At 66.1% G+C, this 5,870-nt stretch carries 7 protein-coding genes; 5 read left to right on the top strand and 2 right to left on the bottom strand.

Annotated elements, in window-relative coordinates:
* Positions 1-520 (bottom strand): recombinase family protein (locus H7290_RS03490; protein ID WP_290512627.1); only part of this gene is annotated, 520 nt, incomplete at its 3' end.
* 311 nt (positions 521-831) lie between these two features.
* Between H7290_RS03490 and H7290_RS03485 the strand changes: the two genes are divergently transcribed.
* The 5 genes from H7290_RS03485 to H7290_RS03465 all read left to right on the top strand — a co-directional run bounded on the left by H7290_RS03485 (position 832) and on the right by H7290_RS03465 (position 4,814).
* Entirely contained in the window at positions 832-1,611 is a 780-nt protein-coding gene (locus tag H7290_RS03485) for an SDR family oxidoreductase (RefSeq protein ID WP_290512626.1), read from the top strand.
* A 373-nt stretch (positions 1,612-1,984) separates the two neighbouring features.
* Complete coding sequence (locus H7290_RS03480) at positions 1,985-2,326, top strand: metalloregulator ArsR/SmtB family transcription factor (RefSeq protein WP_290512625.1); 342 nt, start codon at positions 1,985-1,987, stop codon at positions 2,324-2,326.
* A gap of 3 nt (positions 2,327-2,329) precedes the next feature.
* Positions 2,330-2,836 (top strand): SRPBCC family protein, encoded by a 507-nt coding sequence (locus H7290_RS03475; protein ID WP_290512624.1) that lies wholly within the window; start codon positions 2,330-2,332, stop codon positions 2,834-2,836.
* A complete protein-coding gene (locus H7290_RS03470) occupies positions 2,836-3,858 on the top strand; it encodes a dihydrofolate reductase family protein (RefSeq protein WP_290512623.1) in 1,023 nt (340 codons plus the stop codon). Before H7290_RS03475 ends, H7290_RS03470 begins: the two co-directional genes overlap by 1 nt.
* Before the next feature lie 68 nt (positions 3,859-3,926).
* Positions 3,927-4,814, top strand: a complete 888-nt coding sequence (locus tag H7290_RS03465) for an alpha/beta fold hydrolase (protein ID WP_290512622.1) — start codon at positions 3,927-3,929, stop codon at positions 4,812-4,814.
* A gap of 142 nt (positions 4,815-4,956) precedes the next feature.
* Here H7290_RS03465 and H7290_RS03460 read toward each other — a convergent pair whose 3' ends face one another.
* Positions 4,957-5,262, bottom strand: a complete 306-nt coding sequence (locus tag H7290_RS03460) for a hypothetical protein (RefSeq protein WP_290512621.1) — start codon at positions 5,260-5,262, stop codon at positions 4,957-4,959.
* Positions 5,263-5,870 lie beyond the last annotated feature (608 nt).

The raw sequence follows: 5,870 nt of genomic DNA, 5'->3' as shown, positions 1-5,870 counted from the left end.
TGGGGCTGAGCTTTGGTGACTTGCCCCGTAGTCGGCCTTTTGCTTTGGCGACCTTCATGCCCTCCCTGGTCCTCATCCTGATGAGGTCCGACTCAAATTCGGCGATCATCGCCAAGACATTGAACAACAACCGCCCAATCGGGTCGTTGGGGTCGTGCAGCGACCCGCCGATGTTGAGCTTCACCTCGGCGGCGGTCAGCTCTTCGACAATGTCGCGGGCGTCAGGGTGGGAGCGGGCCAGGCGGTCGAGTTTGGTGACGACGAGTGTGTCACCGGAGCGACAAGCAGCGAGGGCTTCGCGCAGTCCGGGTCGGTCCCGGTTCCGTCCGGTCAAGCCGTGATCGACGTAGATCCGGCTGGGCTTCACGCCGAGGGCGGTGAGTCCGTCCTGTTGCGCGGTGAGGTCTTGGCTGTCGGTCGAGCAACGGGCGGGGCTTACGGGAACTGGCGGGACCGGTGATTGTGAATGTTGCCGGTAGGTGGCGGCGTTCTGTGATCGCTTGGTGTCGCCAGCAGCTATGGCTGTCGCCGGGACGGGATCCGCTCGCGGTGATCGGAGTCGGCGACGGGCGCGGTGTCGTGGGGCGCCGCACGAGGTTGGGCTTCCGGTCCTCGCGCCGCCCCGGCCTCATGCCGCCGCGGCCACGGCGCGCCCCGAAGCTCATCGCGACATTAGTGGTCTGAACAGGACCCGGGACGTCGGCCTTGAACTGATGGGTCAGGTCGAGGGGTGCCGCGAGGCCGCTTCGAACTGAACGTGAACAGCTACCTGGACCTGGATGGCGCCGTCCGGCGCGCTATCGCTGTGGGCGCGCCGTTTAGGGTGCTGGCATGACCCCGCAGGCCTACCTTTCCGAACTGTTCTCGCTGGACGGCCGGGTCGCGGTGGTGACCGGGGGCAGTGCCGGCATCGGCCGGGCCATCGCCCGGGCCCTCGCGTGCGCGGGGGCGAGTGTCTTGGTCGTGGCGCGCAGGGAGTCCGAGCTGGCCGCTACGGTGGGCGATTTGGCGACCCATGGGCGCCGGGCGGCCTGGGTGAGCGCCGACCTGAGCACCCGCGACGGTCTGCGCGCGGCGGCCGAGGAGGCAGCCGAGGCGTTCGGGGAGCCCGACATCCTCGTCAATTGCGCCGGGGTCAACCTGCGGCCGACGATGGGCGAGCTGGACGAGGATGTGTGGGACACCACCATGGCGGTGAACCTGGAGGCGCCCTACCTGCTGGGACAGCGGTTCGGGCCCGGCATGGCCGAACGGGGCTTCGGGCGGATCATTCACATCACCTCCCAGCAGGCGCATCGGGCGTTCGTCCAGAGCGGCGCCTACGGCGTATCCAAGGGGGCGTTGGAGTCGCTGGCCCGTTCACAGGCCGAGGCATGGTCGCCGTATGGCGTCACCTGCAACACGCTCGTGCCGGGGTTCGTGATGACGCCGCTCAACGCACGGCTGTCGTCTGACCCCGAGAAGATGGCGGCGCTGGCTGCGCGCACGATGGTGGGCCGAAACGGTCGGGCCGAGGATTTCGCGGGCGCAGCGGTATTCCTGGCGAGCCGCGCCTCGGCTTACGTCACTGGGCAGGCGATCTTCGTCGACGGCGGGTTCTCCGTTCACTGAGCCCAACACCGGAGCGTGCAATGCCCGTCGCCGCTCAAGGTTCTGCTATCGGACAGCGACATCACCCATTACGCTATCGCGAGTCTCGACCGATTTGCCGTTGAAAGGAGGCGCAAAGTGTTCATCCATCCGCTGGCGTCTCCACTCAGCATCTGATCGAAATTCAACCGCGACGGGCCCCCTCGCCCGGTGTCGGCGCCTCACCGCTCAGAGACTGCCCAAATGTTCCGCTCTGCATCACCACTTGACCTCGACCTTGTCCTCAAGGCTCACAAAAGCGACGTAGCGTCGGCTGCCCAAGCAGCCGCGGTCTCTTATCAGGGCTGATTCTCCCAAGCTTGACGCATGCCGATATCGGCATATGATGGTACCCATGGCACGAGCAGCGACGACGTCGGACGTCTTCAACGCGATCGCTGAGCCGCAGCGCCGGGAGATCCTGGTGCTGCTGCGGGCGGGTGAGCGGCCGGTGACCGAGTTGGCCCAGGAGCTGGGGATGACCCAGCCGGGGGCGTCCAAACACTTGCGGGTGCTCCGGGAGGTCGGGCTGGTGCGGGACCGCAAGGCAGGCAAGCAGCGCCTGTACGGCCTTGATGCCCGCGGACTGCGGCCGGTCCACGAGTGGACTGGCGGGTTTGAGCGGTTCTGGAACGAGAGCTTCGACCGACTGGACGAGTACGTGCAGGACCTCAAGCAGGCAAGGCAGAAGGAGTAGAGAATGAGCGCGACAGAACGAGGAACGCCGGCGCAGTCGACGACGGCCGACCGCGAGATCGTGATCACCCGGGTCATCAGTGCCCCACGGGAGCTGGTGTTCGAGGCGTTCACCAAGGTGCAGCACCTGTCGCGGTGGTGGGGACCGGAGGGGTTCACCACCACCACGGCGGCGTTCGAGTTCCGCGTCGGCGGGGAGTGGGACTTCGTGATGCACGGACCGGATGGGACCGACTACCAGGAGTGGATCACCTGGGCCGAGATCAACCCACCGGAGCGGATTGCGATGCTCCACGGTGAGTACCGCGACGACCCGAACGCCTTCGAGTCGGTTCTGACGTTCGCGCCCGACGTCGCGGCGACCCGGATCGAGATGCGCACGGTGTTCCCCACCAGGGAGCTGCGCGACGAAGCAGTCGAGAAGTACCACGCGATCGAGGGCGGCCAGCAGACCCTGAGCAACCTGGCTGCCTACGTCACCGAGATCGTTCGGTTGGGGACGGCGGGCTGATGGCCGGGAAGGTGTTTTTTAGCGTGTCGATGTCGCTGGACGGGTTCATCGCGCCCGAGTCCCTCGAGGACTTGATGGGGCAGCAGTGGATGGAACTGCAGCAGTGGATCTTCCCGCAGCGGTTCTTCCGGGAGAATCTGAAGCTCGGTGAGGGCGGCGAGGAAGGGCGCGACAACGACATCGTGCGGGACACGTTCGAACGTACCGGCGCGAGCGTGATGGGTAAGCGCATGTTCGACGCCGGCGAGCAGGCATGGCCGGAGGAGGCGCCGTTCCACACGCCGGTGTTCGTCGTGACTCACGAGAAGCGTGACGCCTGGGAGCGGTCGGGTGGGACCACCTTCCATTTCGTCAACGACGGCATCGAGCCCGCGCTCGACCAGGCCCGCGAGGCCGCCGGCGACCGGGACGTCCGCATCGCGGGCGGCGGCGCAACGATCCTGGAGTACGTGAACGCGGGCCTGATCGACGAGTTCTCGATCGCACTGTCACCCGTGCTGTTCGGCTCCGGAATCCGCCTGTTCGAGGGCATTGACGCGGGCCGCGTAGCCCTTGAGCAGGTCCGCGCAGAGCCGACGCAGCGGGCAAACCCACCTGACCTACGCAGTCCGGGAGCGGTGACTGCCTCGACCCCAGCGCCCCCGCCGAGGCCAGCAGCGCGGGCCGATACTTGGCTGAAATGCTCGACCAGAAGCACATCGACGAATCGTCGTTTGTGTCACCGGCCGCAGATCTCTACTAGGCGGTGCGTGTTTGGTACGCGCGACGTAACGCCACCGGCCACTACGGGCGCCTCGTTGTCGGTGACTCAGCGCAAATGGCACAGAACTGGTATCCGCTGGCGATTCAATCGCTGGTTTCGTCGGGCATTGAAGACTCGTGGAGCCGGACGCTTCAACAGTCCGTCGCGGCAAGCATCGACCATGAAATCGGGAAGGTGCCACTCGCGCCCTGAACCAGAAGCATGGCTCAGAAGGGCCTGCGTCATACCGCCGCGATGGGGCGTCACCGGTGGAGCCTAGATCGTCGTTGGGTTCCGGGCGCGGGCAGGGATATCTTGGGCGTGCCCGGTTCAACTACCACTTCGAGGATGACCACCATGACGCGCATGGCTCCGCACAACGTCGTGCTCCACGGCCACGACCTCTCCTATGTCGACAGCGGCTCCGGCCCGGTTGTGCTCTTCATCCACGGGATCCTCGGGTCGCAACGGCAGTGGGCCCACCTAGTCGACAAGATGGATGACGACCACCGAGTGCTCGTGCCCGACCTCTTCGGTCACGGTGAGTCGGCGAAGCCGCTTGGGGACTATTCGCTCAGCGCGCACGCCGCGGCCATGCGCGATCTCCTCGATCACCTCGGGATCGAGCGTGTCACGCTCGTCGGGCACTCGCTCGGTGGTGGCATCGCGATGCAGTTCTTCTACCTCTTCCCTGAGCGGGTCGATCGCCTCGTCCTGGTTGCCAGTGGCGGCCTAGGACGTGAGGTGAACTTGGTCCTGCGCTCCGCAACCCTGCCCGGCGCCGCGCAGGTGCTCAGCGTCCTTGCCTCCGCACCCGTCCTCTCCCGTGTCGAGGCATTGGGTCGTGGCGCGGCGAAGGTTGGCTGGCGACCCGGCGCAGACATCGGCGCGATCTGGCGGGGCTTCAGTTCGCTCGGGGACCGTGAGAGTCGTCGCGCCTTCCTCGCCACCACCCGTGCCGTCATCGATATAGGAGGGCAGAGCATCAGCGCTCACGACCACCTGGAGGGCGCGCTACCCATCCCGACGCTGATCGTGTGGGGCTCGAAGGACCGAATGATCCCAGCCTCGCACGCGCTCAGCGTGAAGCGCGCGCTCCCCGACTGTCGCGTCGAGCTGTTCGAAGGCGCGGGTCACTTCCCGCACCTCAACGACCCGGACCGCTTCGCGCGCGTGCTCCGCGAGTTCATCGCCGCCGATTCGACGCAGGAAAAGCCGACCGCGACCGAGGACTGACCCACGACAAGGATGTCCGGCTTCTCGGCCGCGGGCTCTACCCAGCGACACCATTGGGACGTTCGCAGGTTGGTGTCGGTCACCCGCGACCTGCCCCGGTGACGCGCCAGGTCGCGCCGGAGCAGGTCTCTTGTTCGTTGATTCACTGGCGAAGGAGTTCCGCCACGGGCAAGCTGCGGGCGGTTCCGTCGCTAAGAGTCACCGTGATCCCGCTCAGTTCGTCGCCGGGGCTGGCCTGGTCCTCTGATTCGTCTGTAATGGATTCATCGGGCCACCAGGCCGCGAAATGCCCACCCATGACGGTGGCCGTGACCGGGCCTTTAGCGAAGGTGTCGAGGACGACGGAGACGACGTTGGTGCCAACGCGGCCGACGACTGCGCGTATCAGGCCCAGGTGATCCGTCGCGCTGACCTCGCCGCCCGAGCCGGCAATCGAGTCGGCAGGCACCGCGCGTGCCCGTGGACTGTCCGTAGTTGCGATGGAACCCGCGCCGCCCCCCGCTTTGCCGTGTTCGAAATAGCACGTCCGCGTCGGCAGCTGCAACCACGATCGGCGTTGCCTCCGCAATCCGGACTGAGAGTGCATTCCTGCGCTGCTCACCGCGGCCTCGCTGCATCATTGTGCGGCGGGCGACACCGTACAGCCATGCACGCGCATCCCCGAGCTCCGTGGGCACGTCAGCCAGCCGTCACCAAGTGACGAGATAGGCGTCGGCGACGATGTCCTCAGCGTGGGACGGATGCACACGTCGTTCGACGAAGCGGAGCAGGTCCATGTAGGTGCTCGTGAATCGACGCTTCGAACCGTGTCACGGAGCGCTTCATCCTGCCGCTTCTGAGCATCCGCCGAAGACTGGCAGTGCTCTCTTCCTTGGGTTGTAAACGGCGAATACCTGCGGCACGGGCTCAATCGCAGTCGACCGGCCAATCACGGGCGGAACGCGAAACGATCGCCAGCATCTGCCCTCAGGTTCAGTCAGTTTCCCCACTCCCCTGTCCCCCAACGGACTCGGGTATGCCATATTTCCGGTCCGAGAAGAGGATGCCTCACGATGC

Source organism: Aeromicrobium sp., assembly GCF_014378035.1.
Taxonomy (GTDB): domain Bacteria; phylum Actinomycetota; class Actinomycetes; order Propionibacteriales; family Nocardioidaceae; genus Aeromicrobium.
The sequence above is the reverse complement of the archived record's forward strand: the minus strand, read 5'-3'. Positions and strand labels throughout refer to the sequence as shown.